This window comes from Aquibacillus salsiterrae (assembly GCF_028416595.1).
Lineage (GTDB): Bacteria > Bacillota > Bacilli > Bacillales > Amphibacillaceae > Aquibacillus_A > Aquibacillus_A salsiterrae.
The window spans coordinates 1-26,340 of the sequence record NZ_JAMQKC010000026.1; the positions used below are offsets into that span (position 1 = coordinate 1).

Below are 26,340 nucleotides of genomic sequence, written 5' to 3' on the forward strand. Positions count from 1 at the left end.
TTTTGTTAGGTCCAGCGCTGTAGCCAATAATTTCACGATTATATAAGTCTACTAATACGCAAATATAATGCCAATTTTGCTTTACTCTTACATAGGTTAAATCACTCACAACCACTTTTAGTTCTTCGTCTTGATCAAATTCCCGATTAAGCGTATTGCCAACTTCGGATTCATTTACAGTAGCTTTCCTTGGTTTAAATTGAGCTACTGTGTATTTTTTTGATACAAGTCCTCGTTCTGTCATAATGCGCCCAATACGACGGCGTGAGACTTGCCAGCCAAGTTTTTTCAGTTCTTCTTTAATTTTTCTCTGTCCGTAGATATTTCGACTGTTTTTTAAAAATTTCACCAATCAATTCTGTTAGTTCTTCATCCTGATTATCACGATTTTTCGCTTCATAATAATACGTGCTTTTTGGTATTTGTAGGACGTGACACATTGCTGATACCGAGTATTTGTGACTATTATTACGGATCACATCTACTTTCGTCCCATGATCAGCGCTGCTTGCTTTAAAATATCATTTTCCATCAAAAGTTTTTGATTTTCTTCTTTACGAAGTTTGATTAATTCTTCTTGTTCTGGCGTTCTATTGTCTTTCTCATCAAATGATCCAGTTGTGCTATGTTGGCGAACCCACTTATCAAAGGCAGAAGGCGTCAGCTCGTATTCTTTGATAATTTCAGCTCTTGGCTTACCTGAAGCATGTAACTGGACAATTTGTTCTTTAAATTCTTTTGAAAATGATCTTCGTTCTCTTTTGGTCATCATTGATTCTCCTCCGACATTCATTGAATCAAGTTTATATGACCTTAACTAATCTGTCCAACTAAGTATAACCTATCCATCCATTCAAAGAACTGTTCATAGACTTTGTAACCTATAAACGCGGATATGGACTGCAATATGAAGATTCAATGCTATATACACTCCGGTGCATAAACCAGCAGCTAAACAGATACCATGTCAGGGAACCTGAACTAATAAAACGTGTGGTGGAGAAAATTTGCGCCAAACGACCACATGAGACCTACTCTACCCAATCCAAAAGGATTGGAATGCTTCGGCAGTTTGCTACATTCCTGAGGAATAAGGGGATTAATGCATACATTTATCCATTAATCAGCCGTCATAATGAAAGTAGTAGCTTTGTGCCATATATATTTAGTTATGAGGAGATTGCATCCATTTTGGATGTTTCAGATCAATTGCCAGCCGTATCACGCTATCCGACATATACATTAATTTATCCTGTACTTATGCGACTTTTATACAGTTGCGGGCTGCGCATATCTGAAGCACTGTCTTTAAAGTGTCAGGACGTAGATCTAACCAAGGGCATACTTTTTATAGAAAAATCAAAGAAAGGTAAGAGCCGGATTGTTCCTATGTCACAATCCATGACCGAATTTTGCAGGGATTACGCTAAAAGGATGTCATTCAATGCTAATAGTGATGGCTACTTTTTCCCAGCACCGAATGGCGGAAAATACAGCAGGCATTCAGTAAGGTCTACCATTCAGAATATGTATGCCAAAGCAGGAATTTCAAAGCTTCCAAGTGGCAGTTATCCTAGAGTTCATGATATCAGACACACCCAAGCTGTCCATGCATTAGAAAAAATGCAATCAGAAGGAATGGATCTATATTACAGTTTGCCGATTCTTTGCAGTTATCTTGGACACAAAGATATCCGTTCTACAGAAAAATATCTGCGCCTTCCCTATTTCAAACATGACGAAGTTGCATTATCAAGCCGGGAATTGGTACAGGGTATGATTCCGGAGGTGAATTGGGATGAAAAATAGTTTTCCGGAGCACCTTACAGCTTTTTTCACAAAACATCTCACACTTCACAAAGGACTGAGCGAAAATACTATTGCTTCATACAGCGATACATTCATTCTGTTTTTTCAATATTGCCGGGAATCTTGTTCCATTAGACAGGAGCAAATTGATTTTTCTTTATTCAGTAAAGAATTCATTATGGATTTCTGCAATTGGATAGAATCCGAACGAAACTGTAGCGTCAAAACGAGAAATCTTAGACTTACAGCATTGCCTTCCTTTTTTAGATATGTCCTGTCAGAAACCCCTAAATACGCATCTATGTGTAGTGATATTCTTGCTATACCTATGAAGAAGAGTCCTAAAAAGACACCTGAACATTTAACGGACATTGAAATAAAAATGTTATTGGCCGAGCCGGATGTGCATACCCGAGAAGGAATTCGTGATCTTGCCATTCTTGCGTTGCTTTATGACACAGGAACCAGAATTAGTGAGCTGGATACACCTAAACAGAGGAGATTTAAGATTATCCGGAAAAATAACTGTCCGGGTAATAGGAAAAGGAAATAAAATGCGCCTCATACCGATTTCGCCTAAGACTGGAAATATATTAAAAGCCTATTTTAAATCAAATGGCATTGACATGGATCAAACTGGATCTCCATTATTCTTTAATAGGAGCAATAATCGTCTGACGCGCCCCGGAGTAACTTATATTTTGCAGAAATATGTAGCGATGGCAAGGGACAAAAATCCGGGGTATTTCACAAAAACAGTATCCGCTCATATGGTTCGTCATTCCAAAGCCACAAATTTACTATTGAGCGGCGTAAATCTCATATACATCAGGGATTTTCTCGGACATGCTTCTGTCATAACAACTGAAATTTATGCTAAGACCAATCCGGAATTTATGAGGAAGGCAATTGAAGAAAATAATGCGGTTAGTACGATAGGAACTGAGAAATATAGCATAAAAGAAAAAAAGGAATTAACAGAATTCTTAAAACAATACAGATTATAGCCGTATTGACTATGGAAAGTTGAAATGTATTCTTCACTACACTTTTAAGCTATTATCTAATTAACTTTCCATAGGTACCAGTCAATAATAGCTACAAAATACATAAGTGTGTTCCGCAATACGAAATATCAATTCCCCAAAACCTGATTTCTATGGGTAATGGTGACATTACGAAGCAAGCAGGGAAAGGTTCGTTCCTGTAAATCTCGTTTGCTCAAGTTTGGTCCAGGATAAAAAGCTAAGATATCCATCTCCTGCATGTATCAGCGGGTGCGTTTGAGACCAATACTAAATCCGAGCTTGTTCAATTCAAACTGAATTCTACGACAACCAAATGCTGGCTCACGGAAATGGATTTTGTCAATCGCATTTTTAATGTCGATTTCTTCCTGGGTTGGCTGCATGGCATAACGAGTTGTCCGTTAAGCATCAATGTGAACTATTGGATTTGTTTGTTTCAGCACCTTTTAGCGAAAGATAAAATTTTGCAATTTAAAAAAAGACTTTAGATTCTTTACAACCTAAGCCTTTTTACATATGTTAGTATCGATCAAGTATATCGGTTATTTTATCTTTCAAAAGTGGTATTTCTTTTTCAACCACGTTCCACACTATTCCATTATCCACACCAAAATAATCGTGAATCAGAACATCTCTTAATCCCGCCATTTCACGCCAGGGCACATTGGGATGTTGGTTTCGAAAATCTTTTGATACACGTTTAGTTGCTTCTCCGACAATTTCCAAATTGCGAATGACCGCATCTTGAATTAGTTTAGAACTGAAAAAGTCATTTTCACCATTTGGAATATAGGATTCAATACTTTCTATACACTCCAAAATATGAAGCAAATAGATTTTGTCATTTTTCATAATCGAATAGCTCCGTTTAACACATCTTCTTTCATACTCCAATGAACCGCGTTTTCTGTTACGACATCGACTTTAATATTGAGTAGGTTTTCAATCTCTTGTTTAAATCGAATTAAATCAAACAAACTCCTCTCTTTCTCAAATTCTACAAGTAAATCAAGGTCGCTTGTAGGTCCATCTTCATGCCTTGCAACTGAACCAAAAACCCGTACATTTTGGATCCCATGATTATCAGCTATTTTCAAAATTAAATCACGCTTTTCTTGAAGAACATCATGTAACATAACGAATCCCTCACATTCTTCACTACTCTTAATCAGATTATACCATGTCTTTGTCTTTAACCATTTAAAAACTTTTCAATATCTTGTATTCCTAATCCATTAACAATAAGACCCAAATCATCGCCCTCATTTCTACTAAACTCCATTAACCATTAGATGATTTTCTCCGTGGTGTTCGTTATCTGGAGAATCATCTGCGCTAACATAGATGACTTTATATTGTTCACCTGGTAAGCATAAGGAAGATCATCTTTTTTGGAACATTCAATTAAGTTCAGTGAAATAAGCATTATTGCTATTCCTAATATTGTTTTCTTCATTGAAAATCCCCCTTGTGGAATTATACTGCCATTTAACACAAAAAAAGCTGCCGCATCCGACAACTTCTTATTAAGAATCGCAAACGTTCATTTGTTGACACTTGTTTTGAATCCTCTTCAATTGTACCTCGGTAGATACTTATAAATTGTGATAAGTCAGAGAAACTTACAGTATGATTGGAGGTTAAATTAACTTTATAGAATTTTGTAGCTGGTTTGCCCCAAAGCATTCCTTCTGTTATTAAAAATTGATTATAAAGTAAAGTAGAAGCTTCCGAATGTTCATCATCCCATTCTGTTAGCACCTGATTAGAACGGTCAGATAACTCCTTAAAGTGTGTTTCGATAAGTGAAAAATCCCTATCTTGTTGGACATTTAATAAAGTATGTGTAACATACAATTGATAAGATAAAATGCTTATGATTAAGCAATGCCGTAATAACAATTATTTTTATTTTCTTTTGCAAAGAACTCCCTCCTTATACGATTTCTTATTCGAATAACGCACCCGTTACTTCAAGTGTAGCATTTCACATACAAAGAGACTTTTTTCTAACTCACTTTTATATGTTATAATCGTTATAACAATTATAACGAGGATGTGATTTTTTGGAACAATTCGAAAGAAAAGTTACTAAGATTGGAAATAGTTTTGGAATTACCCTTCCTACTGAATTACTAAAACAAGTGGGCTTAGCACAAGGAGATGATGTCCAAGTTGAAGTGAAGGATGGGAAAATTGTTTTGAGAAAAAAAGAGCAAGTAACACTTCCTGAAGGTGTCGATGCAGAATTCATGGATATTTTAAATGATGTCATTAATGAGCATGACAAAGCGTTTAAAGGATTAGTGAACAGATAATGGATGAAGTCATTTATCTTACAATAAACCAAGTGATTGCTATTAATACGGTACAAATTCGTTTATATTCCCCAGATGAACCATTAGGTGTAAGAGATCCAAACCTACTTGATTCAGCTATTAACCGCCCAAAACAATCCGTGTTTGGTAGTGATGCTTATCCAACTATTTACGAAAAAGCAGCGGCATTTTTTGAGTCAATAGCTAAGAACCATGCCTTCCACAATGCAAATAAGCGAACAGCCCTTGCTTCCTTAATTGTCTTTTTGAAAATAAACCATTTTCGTTGGACGATGGGAATTGAAGAAGAACAAGACTTTACAGTTGATGTTGTGAACCATAAATACACGTTTGAGGAAATTGTTTCAGCAATAATAAAACATACAGAAAAATTGTAAAATCCATTCTCTATTCAGATGCTTTCTTAACCAAAGCGCGTCTCTTATCGGCTCTCCATCTAAAGCAACAATAACATCGAGTTCTTGTAGACCCGCTTGTGCTGCTGGCGATTCAGCTTGAGAATGGATTTTTATTTTGTATTTGCAAAGATTTATTAAAGATAAGCCCCCGTTTGTTTAATAAATCTTTACTTTATAGCCTCAATTTTTTTTGCGCCTGCTTGCGCTGGGGAGGATTGGTCAATTCCGCCGTCTATCCAAACTCGCACATTATCACCTTTTGTAAAGGCATTTGCATCATCATAACTTAGATATATAAGGCTTATATGTCCTGATAATCTATCTATCTCATTAACAGTTTTATTCTTAATTTCCTCATATTTTTCTAAGGATATATCCTCTGTAACTAAAAGTCTCTGCTCATCAATGGCAATTACATAACCTTCAATATCTGGTTTAGAACATGCCACTGTAAAAATAATAAGTACAAACATGAGTAAGACTGTTTTGGTATTCTTATATGTTTTAACCATTATCTCCTCCTCCTTTTTTGCTGTTCAGTTAGTTTAAGTGAAAACTCTCACATTCATAAATACTATTTCTTTATTAAATGATATCCTTTATTACTTTTTCTAGGTTCTCATTTTCCATTAAATGGTAAAATCCTTTTATTCAAGGAAAAAAGGGCGAATTTAAAATACAGTTAAGCAACATGTGGAAAGTCAAAAAGCAGCCGAACGAAACTGAAGGATTTTCTACATAAGAGGATATCAACATAAAAGATTCTCTACTTTCCTAATGTGATACTGACTTATGTTCGGATATATCTGAACATAAACTGATAGACGTACCCCAATATACGCCCTTTCCGGACTAATAATTATAGACTCTTTATCTGTTTGAAAAGTGTTCCATCCATATCAAAAATTATAGATTGAGACATTTCGTTCTTTCCCTTATAAAAATTAATTAAAATCTCTTTCCAATAACAGGAAAACATATGAAGTAAAGATGTTTTATGTTTGCACCCCAATCTCCTTTTGATTGGATCTCAATTGACTCCCTATCGCCCAGCAAATTGTTTCCCGAATATTTTCTCGAGTTGGTTTAAGATTTCTTTATTTTTCCCTACATATTGAACGATAATGTTTCCCTTTTTGAAAAACTGGGGGTCTGAGATCCATTCAATTTTAGCAAGTCCAATATTTCCATCCTCACGTATCAAGGCAGCATCATTTTCCATCTCTTTGTTCGATGGATATTCAAATATCAAGAAAAAATCTTCATTAACTTTTATTACTTTAGGCACAGCAGAAAGGAATTCATCTTTTTGATCATTATCCAGAACTGTGTATTTTACTCCTGATTTTTCAAGTTCACTTGTCAGTTGAGGAAAATCAAAATCATCAGAATTATTTGAACATCCTATTAAGACAAGAAACAAGAAAAATGTTAAAATAATTTGAACAGCTACTGAAACTGATACTACCTTCACAGTTTTGCCCCCCTTTAAATTTTTACCTACCTGCCAGTTTCACGACCAACTCAGTCAAGTAAGTTTTCTTGCCCACGTTAGCTTAATTACAAAATGTCTCTGTACATGTCATTTCCGTAAATGATTACTGTATAGGTTAAGTCCAGTAGCCCCCATAACTAGAGAAATAATAATTACTACATAAATCTCTTCTTTGTTTCTGGCACCACCTGAAATATTGATTACTAGCCAAACAACTTCAATAAACATAATAATAACCCAAGCAACAAATGCAGATAACAATCTCATTCTATGCCCTCCCCTGAACGAACCATTGTTTTAGTAATTACACCCCGAAAATCCAACTAACCTTCTTCAAGCATTATGCCAGTAGCGAACCAATGAAATTATACAAGTTTATTTTTGCTGCTCATAAAAATACCTACGCGCCTCCTCTCTATCAAGTCTTTGTGCCTTTGAAGTTTTTTCATCGTTATAGGTCATTATAAAAGTTTCCTTTTGATTATCCCATTCTACAACAACTTTGAATTCATTGTCTTTTATTGCATATTTATCTGAATCACTACTCGAAATATTCCATCCAGTAGTATCTTGTATTTTACTGCTAGTACCACCACCACTCATATTTACACCTTCAAAAAAGGAGTGAACTGGGGTGCCGTCCCCTTCTACCTGTTCCTTACTGATTTGTTCAAAATCACCTTTATAAGTCAGGTTCGAGAGTTCGTTAACTTGAAATGTATTCTTTGTTTCTATAAGCATCAACAAGTATTATTGGTGTAGTTGTTACAACATTCTCTCTGTCGGCAAAAGAGACAGAAAATACCTCTTCGCCCTCATAACTATTATCTAATAAATGATAGGCTTCATTCACGGTAATTTTAGTTACCGTTGCACTTTCCCATTCTTCGCTAGCACTATCGCTCCAACCTTTATCTACTAAGAAGTTCCAAGCAATTTCTCTTATGTCTTTATAGTAGCCTTTTTCTATAAATTTATCATATTCGCCATCGTGTTCACGTTTTACTATAATAACTCCAGCGTCTTCATTCGACGTGAATATTTCTGCACCCACCTCTAACATATTTGATGAAAAATTAGTTTTAGGTATTATTTCTTTATCCACTGTCTTTTCAACTTCTCCAATTTTGTTTGCTATAGTGAATTCTTTATTTTCAATATCACCTTGCCATGTATAATCTATTCCATCAATCATTAATATCCCAGCATACGAACCTTCTCCCGAACCATTACATCCGTACAACACAACTAAAACAAAAGTAGTAAATAGTAAAGATGGAATAACTTTTCTAATCACATTAACACCCCCTTCACTGATTTAGACGATTGAAGTGTATAATTTGTTTCAATAGTAGTGAATAATCTTGTTCCATTCTTGCTCTTGTTGGGTGAACAAGAAATGATGATACCTTTTAAATGTAGGGAACTGTTTAGTTAAATATTTTTTTCTATTCTATTTTCTAAGTGGGTTTTATAGGCTTCCTAAACCTAAAATGATTACAATGCTACAGATTTACCTTTCGTTTCATTGCTCCCCTTTATTTGGATTTACGGACGTGAACTGAAAAGGGGTATTTCTTTTGGGTCGAAGTAAAATTGAAAAAAAAGCTAAGAGCTACTCTCTCAGCTTTGTTGGAAGTGATGGGTCGGCTTGTCGGATTGTCGGCTTTGTAACCGTGAAATTATAAGATGCAGTGGTCTTAACAAGGATGTAGCTTTAGTTCAGCGTGCGGAATTAACTAATCTTTATCATATGGAGTGATTTCGTACTGATCGGGGAAGTGAATAAAAAAACTTTTTAAAAACATTTGGAATCGAGCGATGATAAAATAAAGGCACATCAATGACAATGCCGTTGCAGAAGCTATCTTTCAAACTATTAAAACTGAATTCGGACACCGGACTGACAAGAACTTTACCTTAAACTTATGGATAAGGTCCAATGGTATTGCGTATTCGTATCCACAGTTGGTTCATTAGATTATCAAACACCAGCTGAATGAAAACATTGCTCCAAAAACATTTATCCAATCTAGTGTTGACATACCAATGCTCTAAAAGTAAGTTGAATATCTCTGAAATGAAATTTTAAATCATATTCCCAAAATATTTAGAATATTTTAGGGAGAAGTAATCCATTATCTTTCATTCACCTAACTGAAAATTTCTATTTGTTTTTCAGTTATTCCTTTAATTAATCTCAGTTCACTAATCAGAAATTCATATGCGTTATCAAACATTTTTTTTCGCTTGTATTGAGCGCTTTCTCTTTCTTCATACGCCTTAAATCACGTACAACTTCAGCGCCTTCTTGCAGTTTACCTGTTTTTATTTTGTCCGTGTTCAGTTTATACCTTTGTTTCCACGGCAGTGAAAGATCTGATTCCCCATGCTGAAAAATGTGTATGATGTGTTTTAATGCCATTATGTCAGTAACTGGGCGAATACTTGAACTCACTAGCGTACCGTTGAAAACAACTAAATTCCCGTCACTTTTTTACAAAGTAACGAGAAAATAAAAGCGTTTATCGCACAATTAAGTCTACTGCGCAGTAGATAATACTTATTTATGAAAGTGACAGCATTACTTCAACACCAAAATGGTCTGATACCATTGATTTATTACTATTATTAAAGATGACGTGCGAAAACTCTACATGGACAGGCATACTTGATAAAATCAAATCAATCCTTAAGTCGTTTTTATTGTCCGTCCAGCCTGCAATTTTTCCTTTGACAGTTATACCTTGATCTTTCTCTTTTGCTAAGGAATAGGTATCAAAAAGTCCTTGTTTAAGGAGATAATCATAGCCCTCCCCTTTTACTGTTGTACTGTTATTAAAGTCTCCCATAAGAAAAAACTGCTCTGCTTTATTTACTTGTTGAAGAATGTTGTCGGCTTGGTATTTAAAGGGCTCCTCTTCATCCTGCCACCATCCTGTATGACACGAATAGAAGGAAATTGGTTTATTATTATAGATAATTTTAGCACCGACAATTTTTCGTGTTTTCCAATAGTTAGTGTCCATGCCTTGTGAAGCAAAGAAGGAGTGTTCCTTTATAATTTCGTGTTTTGTTAGAATCGCTAAACCTTCTTCATATACTTCATACCCAATATGAGAAATATCCCACACTAATGCATAATCCATCATGCCTAGCTTTTCAAGCTCTTGCAATAATACCAATGCATAATTACCTTTTTTAACACGCCCAGATAGTAATTCTCCCTCGATAGGTTGACTTACCTCCTGTAGAGCAATGACATCATACGATTTTTCTTTAATCGTTTCTGCTAGATATGTTATCTTTTCTAGTTGATTTTCCTCTTGCCAGGAATGGCAGTTTAACGTTAGTAACTTCATATGTGTAATACCTCCATACCGTAATCAATTATAAATGTTCTCTAAAAAAGAAAAAAGAGGTTAACCCTCCTTTTTCTAGTAATAATTTTAAGGATACCCTTGCTCTACAATAGGTGATATGACCGCTTCATTGACTACGAAACGAGGGTTCTGTGTAACCATATGTAAAAGAAATTTCCCGCAATCTTGAGGATTTAAAAACTCTGGATTTTTTTCTGCATGCCAGTTCGTATCCATCCCTCCAGGATACACAACAGAACAACGAATGTTATGTGCCTTTCCTTCTCCATTTAATGCCTGCGTAAACCCGGTTAAAGCAAACTTTGAAGCACAATATGCTGTTGCATTTGGCCATCCCTTTTTCCCTGCAACGGATGAAATATTAATAATGTAACCGGATTTCTGTTCCTTCATATGCGAAAATACTGCTTTTGACGAATAAAAGACCCCATTTAAATTAACATCAATCACCTTATTCCACTGTTCTACCTCTAATTTTTCAATGGAGTTGGGGTAATCAATGCCTGCACTATTAATTAGAACATCAACTCTTCCAAAGGTTTTAACCGTTTGTCTAACCAAATGTTGCACTTGTTCATATTTTGACACATCAGTAGGAACTACAAGTACTTCCCCTTTTTCATCCTGTAACTCTGCTGCCACTAACTCTAGCTTTTCTTTTGTACGAGAAGCCAAAACAACATTCCAGCCATCACGAACAAAAATTTCAGCTGTTCCTTTACCGAGTCCGTCACTTGCCCCAGTAATAATCACAACCCTATTTCCCATACTATTCACCTACTTCACTTCATTTTGTACGATATTTCATGCATATTTCCCTCTAAATGTATGTTAATAAACCTCTTTTAGGCTAAACTCTCATACCACACGATTCCCTTATAATAAGCTTTGTTTCAAGAATCTTTTTTTTAGATATGTTTTTGTTTCCTTGTAAAGTGTCAATTAACAACAACATCGCTTTTTCCCCAAGTTGTTCAACGGGCTGCTTAATAGTTGTCAAGTTGGGTTCAATGATTGTCGCAATATCTTGATCATCAAACCCTACAACCGCTAAATCCTGTGGAACATCCAATCCTTGCTGTTTCGCTTCCTGGATGACACCAACGGCTAATTCATCATTTCCTGCAAAAACAGCTGTGGGATAAAAATCATTATTCAAAACCCTTTGTATATATCTTCTTCCTTGTTGAATCCCAAACGATTCAAAACAAATCCATTTTTCCTGAATAGGAATGTGATAAGTCTCTAAAGCCTTTAGAAATCCTTTTTCTCGGTCTTTTGTGATAATCGATTCTTCCGGTCCATTGACCATCCCGATATGTTGATGTCCTAGTTTTATAAGATGCTCTGTTGCCTTATAAGCTGCTTCTTGATGATCAATTGTAATAGTCGGAAATATGTCATCTTTTGTGTATTCTTCTACAAGGATAATTGGACCAAATGATGAAAACTGTTGAATAAGTTCAACAGGGTTTCGAAAGGCTGTTAAAATTAGTCCATCTATTTGGTGATTCTCTAGCATCTTTAAATAGTTATACTCTTTTTTCGGATCATTTCCTGTATTACATAAAACGATTTGGTAATCGTGTTTTACTGCTTCACGTTCCATTCCTTGTATGAGTGTTGAAAAGAAATGATTTGATACTCTTGGAACTAACACTGCGATAAGTTTTGTCTTTTTGTTACGAAGGGTTTGAGCAGCTCGGCTTGGTTGATAACCTAGTTCTTCCATTGCCTTTATTACCCTTTTTTTCGTGTCCGCATCAATACGGCCGCTGTTTGTCAAAACACGCGACACGGTGGATTTTGATACTCCAGCTCTTTTTGCCACATCAATTATCGTCGCCATTGTTATTGGTCCCATTAAGCCTGGGCCTTCATTTCCTCCATTTCTTTGATGACTGTATCTTCATATGTATGTTTTATTCCGTCTATAATCTCTTGTATTTTAACGGGTTGATGTATTTCAGCAGATTCTAACGCTGCAAAGACTACTGATAATGCTTCTAGCCCCTTTTCAGCACTTGATATGGGTGTTATTCCATCTATAATTGCCTCTTTTAGTTCTATATAGGAGTGAGCAAATGGATTATCTTCAATGTCTGCAGCGTATCTTTTAATAAGTTCCTTCATTGTTACGATGTTTCCACCATCTAAAGACACATATTCACCGTGACGTACACACCCTTTTCCACCATAGAACCATGTTCCATTGGTACCTTCACCGTGTGCAGCTGATGTACACATCCAATGTCCGAGGCCACCGTTTTCAAAACGAAAAACCGTTACAGCGGTATCTTCTCCAGTTGGTTGAATCGTTACCTTCCCATCACTCAACTCTTTTTCAAAAATATCTGTATAAGCAAATATTTCTTTAATTGATCCATTAACTTCTGTAAATAGATGCGCATGATGAACACCGTGATCGTTAATCCAACCTGCACCAGCATTTCCCTTCATATGCCTCCAAGGTGTCCCACCAAAGAAACCACGTTCAGCTACCTCGGTAGTTGCTGCATAGTCTACTACTAAATGTACGGGGCCAATAAAACCATCTTTGACAGCACGAGCTACAGCAACGGCCTCCGCTCCTAGTACAATCGGCTCGGCTACGGTTAAAACACGTTGATATTTCTTTGCGTCCACTATCATTTTTTTTCCGAAAGATGGCGAAATCGCTAACGGTTTTTGCATTTGAACATGAACACCTGCCGCAAAACAATCTTCTGCAACTGTGTGGTGTAGATCATGGCTTAGCAAAACCGAAACAGCATCGATCTCCTCTTTCTCTAGCATCTCTCGATAATTTGTGTAAACACTAGGATTATTCCCTAGTAGTCTTGTAGTTTCACTGGCAAACGCTTCTGCCCTTTCGCTCTGAATATCACATACTGCAACGAGTTCAAACGGATTTCTACCCGATTTCTTTAATTCAGCTAACCCTTTAAGATGATCAATTGATATGTTACCACAACCTATAAATGCTAATTTCATCTTCTACCTCCTTTAAATTAAAATCGCGAGGGAACGTTCCCGCAACATATGTTAGTCCATTAAGTTATCTATGTCAACATAAAACTACATAAATGTAAAACCTGACAAAGTTTAACATCTGTACAATCTATTCATAAAATCTCCCCCTGTTCAACCTTCTCTGGATAGATAAGGTGATGATTTTTCTTTACAATAGACAAGCTGCCTTGCGCGACAACACCATTGTTCCACTCTCCTGCTTGTTTAAGTGAAAGGCTTCAAATTAAATTTTGCTGCAATTGAAATTATGTTTTAATATATAAAACTAACCTTTAACCTTCTTATATTTAATCAAAAATGGTTCTATAAAAAAGAAAAATGCTATAATTACAAAAGTAAAATATTTTTAATACCATTTGGAATATTGGCTAATGTTATCAAGGAAGATATTACAATTATTAGGATTAATCTCAATATAATTGCTAAAATATAAGAGAAAATAGTAATTTTGTATTCTTCACCACAGTTGGAACACTCAATCTTTGGACGTATAAGTAAGTTGCCTGTGGACTTTCCTACTTCTCGCCAACTAAACTCTTTTTCGCAAATCAGACATTTCTGGTTCTTAATAATTTTCTCCCCCTTTGTTAAGCAATTCCTACTTTTTACTACCACGAATCCAAGTAGTTCCTAACCCTATTAAAAATACACCTAAGAGTGCGATTGGCAATCTTTGGGCAACACAAACAAACACAGAATAATCCATTCAATAGTCTCTTATCACTAACAAAGTTGGGTTGCTATCAGGTTTATCGCATTCTTTTAATTCATATATTTTTGTTTTTCCATCCTCTTCTATATTTAAGGCCTTACAAGTTATGGAACTTTTTCCTCGACTACCATATTTATCTCTTGAAGAGTCCACCTTTGAAGTGAATTTTTCCCCATCATATTCGACATCTCGTAGTATCGGGTCTCCTTCATCAGTATAGTGTACAATTCTTATCTTATCTTGCTTACCTTGTTTAGCATTTTTCACAAACTGTTGAAACACTTCAATATTTGTTATTTTTCCATATTCATTAACGACATCATCACTGTCGGGGGAATATCCACATCCCGTAATAACAATCAACATTATTGATGCAAAGACCAATAGTATTTTCTTCATATTACGTCCCCCTTCTATTAATTTTGTGATTGAACAATTTATTTAACACAATAAGAGCTACCGTATTGAATTCCCTCGTTTTCGAATGATTATAAGCAAATGGGAGTCTAGCAATATCTTTTTAAGTAACATTTTCTAATCCCTTATTCAATTATACTACTTCCAGTAACATGGTGTGTTAGTCGAATACAGGGGGAAATTTCTTATCCATCAGTACTATTGCCACAGCTGCCCATAGCAAATAGGTACCCAATGGATTCGCCTAATCTTCTCCAGTCTTTGTTACAAAAACGGAGCCTCGATAGTTAAAGAGAATCTTATTTATTATCTAAGTCCTTTATCCGTCTTTCTAAGTTATCTATTCTCTCATTTAATTCTCTCTTGGAATTTGTCATTCGATTGGATGCCATTTTGAAAAGGGAAATAAAAAGCAAGACTAAGACAAAAGCACCTAAGAAATATCCAATAATGATTTCCACCGAAATCCCTCCTTCATGGGTACTTATTTGGTTAAATAGGATGCAATCACGAGATCCAAAGTTTCTGTAAGCCAGGTTGTGGTGTATTTCTGACTTTGATCTTATTTCGAAATCTTTGACTAGGGATTTCTTTGTCCTTATAAAAAGTTTATGGCATTACCGTTGTTGCGGTAACACGCCATTATAAAGCGTCTATCCCTTATTTGGCCAACAACTCAACTACCAAAGACTTTATTTCCATACTTTATCACATAGCTAATGTTTAAACAGGTAGAAAAACAAACACTTGTCTCACCGGAGTATATGGAACTTCAACTCCTATTCCCTTTTTTCGCTTGTTTCAATTATACCCAAAAGATTACGAATGGTGTGTGCAGCTATTGAGGACCGTAGCAAGGATTTCGATTAAGCTCCTTAAAGGTAACTGGAACCATTTGTATGAATTTTTAACAACTTTTTCAATAAATTCTTGTTCAACTCTCCACTTGTTATATCAATTAGCTAATTTGTTACCTTCTTTATCAAAATATTCAAAATCGGAATCCCCAATTAAATCAGGTTCTAAACCGTGAAATAAAAAGGCTTTCATATCCATAGTTAGACCCGATGTTTCAGCTTGTTAAACGAGTACGTTTTAACTGTAATAGAACCCTGCTGCATTACCAAAATACTTGTTATACTCATTCCCCTGATTATAGAAGCTTTTAAGATTTTGAATGTAGTTATTCAATTAACGGAGGCATTATACATACTAAGAATTTTTGATTCATTACATATATGAGTTGTTATGATCTTATAAGATAAAGGATATCGGTGGCGATAAATTACTATGGGAAAAATCCAATCTTCAGAAGAGCTTATGAAATATATTGAGAATATGAATAGAGACTTTCGATTTTATCTCTCAGTTTATCATAGAAAGAAGATCTATTAAAGAATCGTCTAATTGGAAAAACATACACTGAAGAATTAGGCAAATATAAAGGGGTTACTAGGGGTAGTTATTAAAAGGTTTAGCGTTTATTATAAATTGATTGAGAATGATGTTGTTATTTTAGCTATCCTTTTTCCAGGTGAAAACTAAATAAACATGATACATGAAATTATTTGACCATTATAATTAGTTTAGTATCACGATAAAAACGCTCAGAAGGTTTTCTGAGCGTTTTTGTTTGGCTGTTTTATACTGCGAAATGGGGTGCGGAATTTATGATGATTGTTTCCCTGCGCTTATGTTATTTAAGCGATATCGAGTAACAGTTCATCCAGGTCGGCAAAACTCAATTCTTGTCCATCGGGAAACGTTAATAAAGGCTTGACAGATCCAACTGGTGCAAGTTGAACCCCTAACATCATATCTTCTGCTAGCTTAAAAATAAAATCTGCAAAATCTGCATTGTCGGATCCACCTTCAGGAATTGAATAATTTATATGATGCTTGTTAGCGATTTCCACTAACTTATCTATTAAGTTTTTTCGGTTGGAAGTATTATCCATGATTACTATCCTCCATTTTTCACCATTAACCTGATTAACCTGAGGACTGATTAGTTGGCCTCAACTCTTTTATTGAATGTATAGTTGCTTGCTCGATTTTTCAATCTAATTCAACCAATCAATTTCCCGGCAACACCTACTACATGATAGTTGTTTCAACATTCACTGAGTCAAAGGCATCAAGCAAACCACGTACTTCGTCGGTAGACTCGGTTTCCATCAATTGATTTCTTAATTCACTTGCCCCTCGAAATCCACGAACATATATTTTGAAAAAGCGCCGGAGAGTTTTAAATGGCCGTGTCTCGAGTTCCTTTGAGTATTGATCATAGAGGTCAAGATGTAACCTTAAGAGATCCAGCAATTCCTTGCTACTGTGCTCTTTTTTCTCCTGTTCAAAGGCAAATGGATTTTTAAAAATACCTCGTCCAATCATCACGCCGTCAACACCGTACTTATGAGCGAGCTCCAAACCGGTTTGACGATCAGGAATATCCCCATTGATTGTCAAAAGTGTATCTGGTGCTACTTCATCACGAAGCTTTTTAATCTCCGGAATCAGTTCCCAATGCGCATCGACATTACTCATTTCTTTTTTTGTCCGAAGATGAATCGATAGATTAACGATGTCTTGCTTCAATAAGTGGGTAAGCCAACCGCGCCATTCCTCTACTTCTGTATAACCAAGCCTCGTCTTCACACTGACGGGTAATCCTCCTGCTTTAGCTGCTTGAATCAGCTCTGCTGCAACTTCGGGGTGACGAATTAGACCGCTTCCCTTCCCGTTTGCTGCTACGTTATGCACCGGACAACCCATATTAATATCCACACCACGAAAACCTTCCTTCGCCATTCCAATACTCATTTGGCGGAAATACTCAGGCTTGTCTCCCCATATATGGGCCACAATTGGTTGTTCATCATCTGTAAAAGTCAGACGCCCACGCACACTAGCTTTACCTTCTGGGTGACAATAACTATCAGAGTTTGTAAACTCTGTAAAAAACGCATCCGGTCTAGCAGCTTCACTTACTACATGACGGAAAACAACATCCGTTACATCTTCCATTGGTGCAAGTATAAAAAACGGTCGTGGTAAATCACGCCAAAAATTATCTGTCATGTGATATTCAACCTTTCATTATGGGACCATGAACGAAAGCATTGTCCAAAAGTAAAAAGCAAAGATATCTTTGCTTCTTTTATACTTATACCATGTTTTCGTGCTTTTTATCAAACATGTTGTTACCGTGGTTAATTTAACTGCTTTTAATTTTTTCGAACAAATTTTAATTTGCCCCCAATAAAATCGACAGTTATTCGAAATGTGTAAATGAAAGCTAAATCAGGTACTTAGATAAATGAATAATGACTAAAATTAAGAAGGAGCGATTTACTAATGAAAAAAAAGACATGGAAAATGTTAGCTGTAACCACCGTTTTATCTACAGGATTATTCGGTTTTGTTGTAAAAGGTGAAGCGGCGGGACTTGATTCTGCATTAGGACTTTTTTCAGAGTTTCAAGGAAAAATCTCATTAGAAAAAAATCATTCTTCCGTTGATGTGAATACACAAGTTGAAGCGGATGGGAACACAGAAGTATCTAGTGAATCAACTAATAACGACACTAGTTTAGTTGCCGATGGTAATACACAAACTGACATTGGTACAACTGCTGAGTCTACTAGCAATACGGAGATGGAAGCTAGTGCTTCTGTTGATGCTTTTGCTGATATTGACACAGAAGAACAATCAAAAACTACAATTAAAGGCAGCACAGAAACAAATGCATCTGTCAAAGCAGGTGCTGAAGCGACTAACCATTCAAACAGTGAAGCAAGTGATAATGACGATGTACGTGGTAACGGAAGTGTAGACACAGACGTTTCAAATAATTCATGCGATGGTAACCCAGGTTTTAGCTTGGGTATTCGTGAGAAATTTAGTTTCTTATTAGACTTTTTGAACGTGAAATCTAGTAGTCAAGCAGATGCTAGTGTAACTGGAGAAGGGCAGACTTCTAGCTCCTGTGATGAAAACTCCGATGCCTCAACAGATACCAAAACATGGTTAAACCTTAACATTTTGTTTCAGTCCTTATTAAATAAAGACTAGACGTATCAGCTGAGGAATTAAGACTTCAAACAAACGGCCCACAAGCATAAGTGATGCTCACTTGGCTTGTGGGTTTGCCTTTGAAAGATAGGAAAGCATGAATAAATCCAAGCGTGGATAACGTCCAGTAACAGCATGTGTGCACTTTTCATCTTCATAACCGAAAGACAATGCGCCTATGAAAACTTTCAGAGCCTTGTCCGCCCACGAGGACATTGCATTTTACCTCCTCCACCCACCATAAAAAATTTACATAAAAATTAAATTTTCTAAAGATAGTTAGTTCCCTGAATGAACAAAGTCTGATAAAATTTAATTGATTATTACGAAAGCGGTTTCTTTTATAGTCTATTTAAAAATGGAGGTTAGAAAATGGGACAAACAAATGAGTTTTCACACCGCATGGCAGCTAAGACTATTAAGCTTTTAGATTCCTCAGGAAATCCAATCGCAGGGAAAAAAGTCGAGCTTAAACAAACAAATCATAAGTTCTTGTTTGGTGCTGGAATTTTTGATATGGTTGAACTAGCAAATAAAAATGTACCATCAGAAAGAATGGCGTTTTTAGAAGAGCAATTGGATAAATTTCTGGATGTATTTAATTTTGGCACACTCCCCTTCTATTGGGGTAGATTTGAACCGGAAAAAGGAAAGCCTCAGACAAAAGAATTGAAGGCTGCAGCCAACTGGTTAAAAGAAAGGAATGTAGCTGTAAAAGGTCACCCGCTTTGCTGGCATACTGTTACAGCTCCATGGCTGCTAGATATGAGCAACGAAGAAATTTTACAAGCACAGTTCAACAGGATTGAACGTGACGTATCAGATTTTAAAGGATTAATCGATATGTGGGATGTAATTAATGAAGTGGTAATCATGCCGATTTTTGACAAGTATGACAATGGTATCACAAGAATTGCGAAGGACCTTGGCCGGGTTGGTATTGTTAAAGAAATGTTTGCAAAAACACGTGAATCTAATCCCGATGCGACTCTTTTAATCAATGACTTTAATACCTCGATTAACTATGAAATCTTAATTGATGGCTGCCTGCAAGCAGGTGTACCAATTGATGCCATTGGGATTCAGTCACACCAGCATCAGGGTTATTGGGGACGTGAGAAATTGGAAGAAGTGTTAGAGCGGTTCTCCCATTTTGGTCTTCCCATTCACTTTACAGAAAACACGTTAACATCAGGACACGTGATGCCACCTCAAATTGAAGATTTAAACGATTATCAACTATCAGAATGGCCATCTACCCAAGAATTCGAAGAGCGTCAGGCAATGGAAGTCGAAGAAATGTATTCCGTTTTGTTTAAACATCCTCTAGTAGAAGCAATAACAGCCTGGTCCTTTAGTGATGATGGCGCATGGCTCGGTGCTCCGGCTGGATTTTTAAGAAAGGATAACAGTCCAAAACCTGCGTATCACGTACTAAAGAAACTAATTAAACAGGACTGGAATACCAATGTTACTACAACAACGGATGAAAATGGAACTGTCTTATTCGAAGGATTCCTAGGAGAACACGATCTTCTCTGTGGTGACAAAAAAGTTAGTTTCCAATTAGATAAAGAAGCAAGCACGATACAACTCGTTATCTAATACAGAGCATGCGACCACATCCATTTTTGACGGATGCTTGAGAGGAATGAAACCTTTTTGGAGATTGTTTTTTCTATTTCTAAAACAAGTCGTTCTTTGTATTAAGCTATTTATCTTATAAGAAAGGAACTTGGAGTTACCCAAGTTCCTTTCTTTGTGATTTCCAAGATTAAGCCTGATAATATGATTACACTTTAGAATCAGTAAGCGAACATCTCACTCTTCCCCCATTAACGTTATCTTACAAATATTTGTGAGATTTTTCTCTCTGTTTTTAGTTTAAACAACCGTTTCTTTTCAAACGTTTAAGATGCTTTGATGTTTGAGTCGGTGTTTTTCTTAACTAGTACACTCTCTAGTTCCTCTAGGGATTTTCCTTTCGTTTCAGGAACAAACTTCCAAACAAAGATTGCAGAAAGTAGGCTCATAACTCCATAGAAAGAATAGGTCAATCCACCACTAAACTCCATCATGGCAGGATAAGTGGAAGAGATGAAATAGTTTGCAGCCCATTGTGCTGCTACAGCAATCGCAACCGCTTGCCCTCTAATTTTATTTGGGAAAATTTCTGAAATTAATACCCAAACTACTGGTCCCCATGACATCATGAAAGATGCCGTATAGACAATGATGAAAATTAATGTACCAATTCCGATTGCGTTTGAAAAAGCCATCCCTGCCACACCAAACATACCAATCGTCATACCAACCGAACCGATAATCAATAACGGTTTACGACCAAATTTATCGACTGTGAAAATGGCAATAAGTGTGAAAACGACATTAACTAAACCCATAATAATTGTTTGGAACATGGAAGCATCTTTGGCCGCGCCCATGCTTTCAAATATTCTTGGTGCATAATACAAGGCTACGTTAATACCAACAAACTGTTGGAAGACAGATAACAAAATACCAATAACTACAATAGTTTTTCCAAAAGCGAAGAGTTTTGCTTTTGCTTGATTTTTATCAAACGATGCCTTAATATCAGACATTGTTGATTTTGCTGTTGCTTTCTCATATATTTTAGACAATATCGTCATCGCTTTTTGATCTTGATTTTTCGAAACAAGATAGCGTGGTGTCTCGGGCACTGTAAATAGTAATACTAGGAATAAAAATGCTGGTATGGCTTCTGAAAGGAACATATACCGCCAACCAATATCATTGATCCACTCAAGTGATTGTCCTTTAGCAATTCCCCAGTTAACAAAATAAACAACGAGCATTCCAAAGATAATTGCAAATTGATTTAATGAAACCAATGTTCCTCTAATATGTGCAGGTGCCATTTCGCCAATGTACATCGGTGCAATCGCAGAGGCAAGCCCTACACCAATACCACCAATAATCCGGTAGATGTTAAAAGTAACTAGTAAAGCGGTAGTTGGATCGCCTTTTGCAAAAAATAAAAATTCAGGATAAGCTGAACCAAGAGCTGAAATTAAAAATAGAGCGGCCGCTAATACAAGCGAGTACTTTCGCCCGAAATTCGAGGCGAAGAAACCGGATACAAATCCACCAATAATACAACCGATTAAGGCACTGGAGACAGTGATTCCATGGACAAGGGAACTAAGTCCTAAATTGTCTGTAAAGTAAGCTTGAAGTGATGCTTCTGCACCGGAGATAACAGCTGTATCATAACCGAATAACAGCCCACCTAGTGTTGCAACTAATGTAATTAACACGATATAAAAATAGCTATTCTTTTTCATGTTGTTCGAAAGAGAAATTTCTCTTTCTTTCCCCCCTCTTCCTGTAAAATTCATTTTGTCTGTATTTTTCTCCCACTAGAGCCTTGACCTATCCCCCTAAACTCTTACCACCTTAAATGGTGTCGTTTTCATTCTTCATTACTATGAATCGAAGTAGTTTAAATTCCTATATTTAAATTATCATGCAATCGCATTCCTGGTAGCAGTTTCATCTTCACTTTCTTGTTAAAACCTAGATTATTTTGTGCTTGCTTATAGGAAATGCCCCTATTTTCATTACTGGTTCTTTAGACGGTATTCACTTGGGCTGATGCCAATTTCTTTTTTGAAAACTCTACTAAAATAGTTTGGATCTTTATACCCTATGTTAAGTGCTATTTCTTTTAATGGTAGTTGTTGGTCAAGTAAGAGCTCCTTTGCTTTTTCTAACCGAGTACTCGTTAAGTAATCGATGAATGTAACGTGAAAGGTATCTTTAAACAGCTTACTTAAGTAATAAGAACTTATCCCAATCTGCTCGGCAACTTCTTCAAGAGAAATGGATTGATAAAAGTATTTGTCCATATAGTCTTTCGCTTGTAAAAGTAATGCTTGTACGCCATTCGATCGCCATTTTTCAATACGTTCGATAATCTGGAGTAGATGCGTTTTACTTACTTCTTTAATCTGCGTGGTTGAATCGAATTGTCCTAGACTCGTTTTTATTTCCTCGTTGAATCCAAGTTCTTTGATAGATCTAGTCAACACAATAAAGAAATCTTCCATCGCTTTGTGAATCGTTCGAACCTGGAAATCATTGGCCTGTTGAATCGATTGAAAGTACGTCTCAAACAGTTGAAAACTTTTTTGACTGTCGCCTTTTTTCACAGCACTTACTAGTTCTCGCTCTAGCTCAAAAGGAACTAGCTGTCCACGCTTTTCATTCGATTGTTCACGATATAGCATATAGGAGGCACTTGGATGATGATATACTAACTCTAGTGCATCGATTGCTTCCTTATAGGAGCGGGAGAAATGATCAACATCTAACGCGACATTTCCAACCCCGGTCACAATCCGACAATCTGTAAGTAGGTGTTGAACACGATGAATGATCGTTCGTGCAAAATGCCCCCGAGATTGATCGTCTAGCTTCTCCTTACTGTTAAGCAGTGTCAAAACTGGTACTTGAAACCCTGTTAACGGACCAACCAGACTTACGTATTGTTGTTCCTGTAACACTTTTTTCAGCGTTTGGTGCCATTGCCCCTTCCGAGAACGATCTGGGTTTCTCTTATCTGATTCAAACGAAAAAACAGAGACAAATCCTTGTTTATCTTCAAGGTCGAGCCACTCTTCCCACTCCTCGTCGTTGAACTCATGGATATGATCCATCATGAAAGAAACAATAAATTCCGTTTCAACAAATGCGCTCACCCGCTCAAGCCGATGCTGGATTTGCTCCTTCTCTAATATGTCTTGTCTATCCATTTCAATTTCTTCTACCATGCGATCAAATGCTTCTAATAATTCCGAAATTGCACTCGGCTTTAACAAATATTCTTTGATGCCAAATTTCATTGCCTCACGGGCATATTCAAACGTATCAAACGCTGATACCATGATGTACTTTGTATGAGGCAGATCCGGAAGAATTCTTCTGATTGCTTCAATCCCATCGAACTCAGGCATCTTAATATCCATAAATATCAAATCTGGCTGATGTTCGACTGCTTGCTCTACAGCTTCTTGTCCGTTCTTGGCCTCCGCAACGATTTCGAAATTAGAGCGATTTTTACTAAGCATGAGCCTTAAGCCTTCTCTTTCAATTGGTTCATCGTCGACCAACATTACTGTGATCACGAGTATTCCTCCGTCCCTTATTTAAGCTGATCGCAACTGTTGTTCCTTTTCCTAACGTTGAAGAGATAGTAACTTTACTTCCCTTCTGGAATAAGCGTAGGCGGTTAATAACATTTTTCATTCCTATTCCGGTCGAATGCCCTGAACCTTTTTTATCTACCGCCACTTTTTGCTCGTCGCTCGTATCTAGCAATTGATCAATCGTTTGCTTGTCCATTCCGACCCCATTGTCATGTACTTCAATCAATACCCTTTCCCTCTCTTGGTATATCTTTAATTCTATTTTCGCTCCTGAAGCTTTATCTTCAATCCCATGGATAAATGCATTCTCAATAATTGGCTGTAGGGTTAGACACGGAATTGGCACATCTAAACAGGATGGGTCGATATTTTCGATAAATGCTACTCGGTCCCCAAATCGTGTTTTTTGAATGAAAAAATATTCCTTTACAATCTTCACCTCATCTTTCAGTGTTGTTTCTCGTTCGAGATTGCTAATATTATAGCGAAGTAACGCTGAAACAGATGAGATTAAATCGTTAGTGCGTTCTGCCCCTTCAATATAGGAGGTTTTGGAGATGGTGTTTAGAGTATTGAAAAGAAAATGAGGATTAATTTGATTTTGCAAACTCTTCAATTCCATTTCTTTTAGAAGTTGGGCTAATCTTGCCTTTTCTTTGATCTCACTTACTGATTCTAAAATATTTTTCTTCATTTCATTAAACGTTTTTGTTAAAAACCAAAGCTCGTCTTTTCTAGAAACAACGACATCCTTTTCAGAATAATTACGAGCTGATATTTGTTCCGCGGCTCGAGTCAGACGCTGAATGGTTTGTGTGATTCCATTTGAAAACCAAAGAGCAAATAGTATACTGAGAAGAATGATTGCAATAATAATCATAAACCACATATTTTTCGTTTGCTTAATTTTTTGATTTAAAAGGGAAGAAATCGCTTGAGAGTTTGTCAGTCTCCTATCAATTAACTCTAGAGCCATCTCGTGAATATATCCAGACATATTCTCCACTTCGTTTAAAGACGCAGAATATTGTTTAATGTCTTGGTCGTCCACCGCTTCAACTGTCTTATCTGTTTGCCTAAGAAAAGTTGTTATGATATTTAAGAAATTTTCTTGTTGAATTCCACCTTTTTCTCTAGCAGAAAAGGCTTGTTGCAGTTCAAGGAGTTCATCCTTATTATCATGGTAAAAAGTTAAGTTTTCTATAAATGGTTCATCTACATATATTTGCAACGATTGAAAGGTGTCATTTGTCTGTTTGGTGATTTCGTTTAATAAAAAAAGATAGGATTCATTATCTTCATAAACTTCCTTCACTTCCTTGTTACTCTGTTCCCTAATCAAAAATAAAAGAACAATCAAAAGGATACTAATAGCAAAATAAATAAGCAATTTTGTCCGAATTTTAATCATGAGGACTTCCCCCTTCACTATTCTTCTCCGTGGGCAAGTCTGCTTTACGAATGATTGATGAATTCGTTTGATAGATATCATTGACCGTCTTTCCTTTGATTATGTCCAACATAATCGCGATACTTTTTTCACCCATTTCAAAAGGCTCCTGTTCTACGATGGCATCGATATCTCCATTTTTCAATAATTGAATATTCCCTTCCACCGTATCAAAGGTAATAACATACAAATTATCCTGTCTTTTCAACGTTTTAGCTGCTGCAACAACACCCATACCATCCAATGAACTTGTTCCATAAAATGCAGAAATCTCCTCATGCTCGGTTAACATCTTGTACGCTTTTGCCTCTGCATTGACGCGTTTTAAGTTTGATTCTGCAATTGCTACAATATTAATTCCTTCTACCTTATCTACTGCATCTTTAAAACCCTGAACACGAAGTTGGTGCTGCTGATACGCCTGGCCAGTTCCACCTGTAATAATGCCAACAGTAGCTTTTCCATTGGTATCTTCTATCAAAGCCTTCCCAGCTAGAAAACCCGCCTGGTAATTGTCTGTTCCTATATATGCATCTCTTAAGCTACCTGGTGCGTCAGTATCGACCGTAATTACTGGAATCCCGTTCGTTACCGCCCCGTTTATAAGTGGTGTGAATTGCTCGTTCAGTGCTTGAACAATAATACCGTCTACCTTAGACTTTATTGCCATGTCTAACAGCTTTAATTGTTCCTCAGGATTAGATCGTTTTGGTCCCTCATATTCAACAATAACACCATATGTTGCCTCCGCTTTTTTAGCACCTTCGCTAACTAAGCGCCAATATTCATGATCTACTTCTTCTCCAATTAAGACAAAATGATAGGTTGAGAGGGGAACATCAGTAGAAGTGGCTTCTTTTAACTTCTTATCATACACCTGAACTTGTTGATAGAAGTAAAAGAAAAATCCTACTGCAATGATAAATAAAACAATTAATATGGTATAACCAATAGTTGTCCGGTTCATGCTTTTCCCCTCATTTACTATAAACTAGTAAAAATGATAGCACACT

General features: G+C 36.4%; 30 protein-coding genes and 2 pseudogenes. 7 read left to right on the top strand and 25 right to left on the bottom strand.

The window, feature by feature from the left end; translation table 11 throughout:
* A pseudogene (locus NC799_RS15985) lies at positions 1-769 on the bottom strand (IS3 family transposase); the annotation flags it as partial.
* Positions 770-1,059: 290 nt separating this feature from the next.
* On the opposite strand from NC799_RS15985, the gene NC799_RS15990 reads away from it, so the two are divergent.
* Genes NC799_RS15990 through NC799_RS16000 form a run of 3 tightly spaced genes read left to right on the top strand, consistent with a single transcriptional unit; the run spans position 1,060 to position 2,816 of the window.
* On the top strand, positions 1,060-1,809 hold the full coding sequence (locus NC799_RS15990) for a tyrosine-type recombinase/integrase (protein WP_272447442.1): 750 nt from the start codon (positions 1,060-1,062) through the stop codon (positions 1,807-1,809).
* Positions 1,799-2,362, top strand: coding sequence for a tyrosine-type recombinase/integrase (locus NC799_RS15995; RefSeq protein WP_272447443.1), 564 nt, complete (start codon positions 1,799-1,801; stop codon positions 2,360-2,362). The genes NC799_RS15990 and NC799_RS15995 overlap by 11 nt, the downstream gene beginning before the upstream one ends.
* A 1-nt stretch (position 2,363) precedes the next feature.
* Positions 2,364-2,816, top strand: a complete 453-nt coding sequence (locus NC799_RS16000; protein WP_417006697.1) for a tyrosine-type recombinase/integrase — start codon at positions 2,364-2,366, stop codon at positions 2,814-2,816.
* Positions 2,817-3,356: 540 nt separating this feature from the next.
* Here the strand turns inward: NC799_RS16000 and NC799_RS16005 are convergent.
* The 4 genes from NC799_RS16005 to NC799_RS16020 form a co-directional block, all read right to left on the bottom strand.
* Positions 3,357-3,689, bottom strand: a complete 333-nt coding sequence (locus NC799_RS16005; RefSeq protein ID WP_272447444.1) for a HepT-like ribonuclease domain-containing protein — start codon at positions 3,687-3,689, stop codon at positions 3,357-3,359.
* Entirely contained in the window at positions 3,686-3,973 is a 288-nt protein-coding gene (locus tag NC799_RS16010; RefSeq protein WP_272447445.1) for a nucleotidyltransferase family protein, read from the bottom strand. Before NC799_RS16010 ends, NC799_RS16005 begins: the two co-directional genes overlap by 4 nt.
* Before the next feature lie 152 nt (positions 3,974-4,125).
* Positions 4,126-4,293: a hypothetical protein gene (locus tag NC799_RS16015; protein ID WP_272447446.1), complete on the bottom strand. Its 168-nt coding sequence runs from the start codon at positions 4,291-4,293 to the stop codon at positions 4,126-4,128.
* Between the two features lie 32 nt (positions 4,294-4,325).
* Positions 4,326-4,739, bottom strand: coding sequence for a hypothetical protein (locus NC799_RS16020; protein ID WP_272447447.1), 414 nt, complete (start codon positions 4,737-4,739; stop codon positions 4,326-4,328).
* Positions 4,740-4,903: 164 nt separating this feature from the next.
* Between NC799_RS16020 and NC799_RS16025 the strand changes: the two genes are divergently transcribed.
* Together NC799_RS16025 and NC799_RS16030 are read left to right on the top strand one after the other, a co-directional pair.
* The gene (locus tag NC799_RS16025; RefSeq protein WP_272447448.1) at positions 4,904-5,155 is read left to right on the top strand and encodes an AbrB/MazE/SpoVT family DNA-binding domain-containing protein; all 252 of its coding nucleotides are present in this window, start codon (positions 4,904-4,906) and stop codon (positions 5,153-5,155) included.
* The gene (locus NC799_RS16030) at positions 5,155-5,553 is read left to right on the top strand and encodes a type II toxin-antitoxin system death-on-curing family toxin (RefSeq protein ID WP_272447449.1); all 399 of its coding nucleotides are present in this window, start codon (positions 5,155-5,157) and stop codon (positions 5,551-5,553) included. Before NC799_RS16025 ends, NC799_RS16030 begins: the two co-directional genes overlap by 1 nt.
* On the opposite strand, the gene NC799_RS18455 is transcribed toward NC799_RS16030, so the two are convergent.
* The 15 genes and pseudogenes from NC799_RS18455 to NC799_RS16105 form a co-directional block, all read right to left on the bottom strand.
* Positions 5,521-5,709, bottom strand: a complete 189-nt coding sequence (locus tag NC799_RS18455) for a PDZ domain-containing protein (RefSeq protein ID WP_417006698.1) — start codon at positions 5,707-5,709, stop codon at positions 5,521-5,523. The two genes, NC799_RS16030 and NC799_RS18455, sit on opposite strands and share 33 nt — an antisense overlap.
* A 32-nt stretch (positions 5,710-5,741) precedes the next feature.
* Complete coding sequence (locus NC799_RS16040; protein WP_272447450.1) at positions 5,742-6,086, bottom strand: DUF3221 domain-containing protein; 345 nt, start codon at positions 6,084-6,086, stop codon at positions 5,742-5,744.
* Positions 6,087-6,616: 530 nt separating this feature from the next.
* Positions 6,617-7,048: a hypothetical protein gene (locus tag NC799_RS16045; protein WP_272447451.1), complete on the bottom strand. Its 432-nt coding sequence runs from the start codon at positions 7,046-7,048 to the stop codon at positions 6,617-6,619.
* Positions 7,049-7,156: 108 nt separating this feature from the next.
* A complete protein-coding gene (locus tag NC799_RS16050; RefSeq protein WP_272447452.1) occupies positions 7,157-7,336 on the bottom strand; it encodes a hypothetical protein in 180 nt (59 codons plus the stop codon).
* Between the two features lie 108 nt (positions 7,337-7,444).
* Complete coding sequence (locus tag NC799_RS16055) at positions 7,445-7,672, bottom strand: hypothetical protein (RefSeq protein WP_272447453.1); 228 nt, start codon at positions 7,670-7,672, stop codon at positions 7,445-7,447.
* A gap of 103 nt (positions 7,673-7,775) precedes the next feature.
* A complete protein-coding gene (locus NC799_RS16060) occupies positions 7,776-8,366 on the bottom strand; it encodes a hypothetical protein (RefSeq protein ID WP_272447454.1) in 591 nt (196 codons plus the stop codon).
* An 856-nt stretch (positions 8,367-9,222) separates the two neighbouring features.
* Positions 9,223-9,524: pseudogene (locus tag NC799_RS16065) on the bottom strand (CarD family transcriptional regulator); the annotation flags it as partial.
* 112 nt (positions 9,525-9,636) lie between these two features.
* A complete protein-coding gene (locus tag NC799_RS16070) occupies positions 9,637-10,431 on the bottom strand; it encodes an endonuclease/exonuclease/phosphatase family protein (RefSeq protein ID WP_272447455.1) in 795 nt (264 codons plus the stop codon).
* A gap of 87 nt (positions 10,432-10,518) precedes the next feature.
* Positions 10,519-11,220, bottom strand: a complete 702-nt coding sequence (locus NC799_RS16075) for an SDR family oxidoreductase (RefSeq protein ID WP_272447456.1) — start codon at positions 11,218-11,220, stop codon at positions 10,519-10,521.
* An 82-nt stretch (positions 11,221-11,302) separates the two neighbouring features.
* Positions 11,303-12,316, bottom strand: coding sequence for a LacI family DNA-binding transcriptional regulator (locus NC799_RS16080; protein WP_272447457.1), 1,014 nt, complete (start codon positions 12,314-12,316; stop codon positions 11,303-11,305).
* Positions 12,316-13,446 carry a Gfo/Idh/MocA family protein gene (locus NC799_RS16085; RefSeq protein WP_272447458.1) on the bottom strand — a complete coding sequence of 377 codons (1,131 nt, stop codon included), beginning with the start codon at positions 13,444-13,446 and terminating at the stop codon, positions 12,316-12,318. Before NC799_RS16085 ends, NC799_RS16080 begins: the two co-directional genes overlap by 1 nt.
* 745 nt (positions 13,447-14,191) lie before the next feature.
* Positions 14,192-14,596 carry a DUF4362 domain-containing protein gene (locus NC799_RS16090; protein WP_272447460.1) on the bottom strand — a complete coding sequence of 135 codons (405 nt, stop codon included), beginning with the start codon at positions 14,594-14,596 and terminating at the stop codon, positions 14,192-14,194.
* Positions 14,597-14,913: 317 nt separating this feature from the next.
* On the bottom strand, positions 14,914-15,075 hold the full coding sequence (locus NC799_RS16095) for a hypothetical protein (protein ID WP_272447461.1): 162 nt from the start codon (positions 15,073-15,075) through the stop codon (positions 14,914-14,916).
* A gap of 1,239 nt (positions 15,076-16,314) precedes the next feature.
* Positions 16,315-16,572: a hypothetical protein gene (locus NC799_RS16100; RefSeq protein ID WP_272447462.1), complete on the bottom strand. Its 258-nt coding sequence runs from the start codon at positions 16,570-16,572 to the stop codon at positions 16,315-16,317.
* Between the two features lie 139 nt (positions 16,573-16,711).
* A complete protein-coding gene (locus tag NC799_RS16105; RefSeq protein ID WP_272447463.1) occupies positions 16,712-17,695 on the bottom strand; it encodes a tRNA dihydrouridine synthase in 984 nt (327 codons plus the stop codon).
* Positions 17,696-17,971: 276 nt separating this feature from the next.
* On the opposite strand from NC799_RS16105, the gene NC799_RS16110 reads away from it, so the two are divergent.
* Positions 17,972-18,688, top strand: a complete 717-nt coding sequence (locus NC799_RS16110; RefSeq protein WP_272447464.1) for a hypothetical protein — start codon at positions 17,972-17,974, stop codon at positions 18,686-18,688.
* Positions 18,689-18,745: 57 nt separating this feature from the next.
* Here NC799_RS16110 and NC799_RS16115 read toward each other — a convergent pair whose 3' ends face one another.
* The gene (locus NC799_RS16115; protein WP_272447465.1) at positions 18,746-18,904 is read right to left on the bottom strand and encodes a hypothetical protein; all 159 of its coding nucleotides are present in this window, start codon (positions 18,902-18,904) and stop codon (positions 18,746-18,748) included.
* Between the two features lie 156 nt (positions 18,905-19,060).
* Here NC799_RS16115 and NC799_RS16120 point away from each other — a divergent pair, with 156 nt between their 5' ends.
* Positions 19,061-20,293: an endo-1,4-beta-xylanase gene (locus NC799_RS16120; RefSeq protein WP_272447466.1), complete on the top strand. Its 1,233-nt coding sequence runs from the start codon at positions 19,061-19,063 to the stop codon at positions 20,291-20,293.
* 305 nt (positions 20,294-20,598) lie between these two features.
* On the opposite strand, the gene xylE is transcribed toward NC799_RS16120, so the two are convergent.
* The 4 genes from xylE to NC799_RS16140 all read right to left on the bottom strand — a co-directional run bounded on the left by xylE (position 20,599) and on the right by NC799_RS16140 (position 26,294).
* Positions 20,599-22,014 carry a D-xylose transporter XylE gene (gene xylE / locus NC799_RS16125; protein ID WP_417006699.1) on the bottom strand — a complete coding sequence of 472 codons (1,416 nt, stop codon included), beginning with the start codon at positions 22,012-22,014 and terminating at the stop codon, positions 20,599-20,601.
* A 276-nt stretch (positions 22,015-22,290) separates the two neighbouring features.
* The gene (locus NC799_RS16130) at positions 22,291-23,856 is read right to left on the bottom strand and encodes a response regulator (protein WP_272447468.1); all 1,566 of its coding nucleotides are present in this window, start codon (positions 23,854-23,856) and stop codon (positions 22,291-22,293) included.
* Positions 23,828-25,288 (bottom strand): sensor histidine kinase, encoded by a 1,461-nt coding sequence (locus tag NC799_RS16135; RefSeq protein WP_272447469.1) that lies wholly within the window; start codon positions 25,286-25,288, stop codon positions 23,828-23,830. The genes NC799_RS16130 and NC799_RS16135 overlap by 29 nt, the downstream gene beginning before the upstream one ends.
* Positions 25,281-26,294 carry a sugar-binding protein gene (locus tag NC799_RS16140; RefSeq protein WP_272447470.1) on the bottom strand — a complete coding sequence of 338 codons (1,014 nt, stop codon included), beginning with the start codon at positions 26,292-26,294 and terminating at the stop codon, positions 25,281-25,283. The genes NC799_RS16135 and NC799_RS16140 overlap by 8 nt, the downstream gene beginning before the upstream one ends.
* Positions 26,295-26,340 lie beyond the last annotated feature (46 nt).